This is a genomic window from Oleiphilus sp. HI0117 (assembly GCF_001635235.1).
In genome coordinates this window covers 1-269 of the sequence record NZ_LWGA01001381.1, presented here as the reverse complement: position 1 = coordinate 269, position 269 = coordinate 1, and the positions used below count along the sequence as shown (strand labels likewise).

Here is a 269-nt window from a genome sequence, read left to right as displayed (position 1 = left end):
CCAGAAAAAGTATGATGAAACTCTCCCCACCTTTGCTGTCTCGAATGTAGGTGGAAGTGCGGGCCTTCCTCCAAAGGAACTTGCTCAGGCTATGGGTAAACAAATACTTGATAAGCTTATCAAAGAAGCTAAAGCAAAGCAGACGGAAAAACTGAAAGCGAAAGCTAAAGAGAAGCTGATGGAGAAACTTGAAGAGAAAGGTGGTGACAAGCTTAAAGGTCTTATGAAGAGCTTCGGGCATTAGGCTAAGGCATTCCAGAATAAGCTAG

General features: G+C 43.5%; 1 protein-coding gene. It reads left to right on the top strand.

The window, feature by feature from the left end; all coding sequences use genetic code 11:
- Positions 1-244, top strand: a 244-nt coding sequence (locus A3757_RS27340; RefSeq protein WP_197470273.1) for a hypothetical protein, incomplete at its 5' end; no start/stop codon positions are given.
- Positions 245-269: the final 25 nt, after the last annotated feature.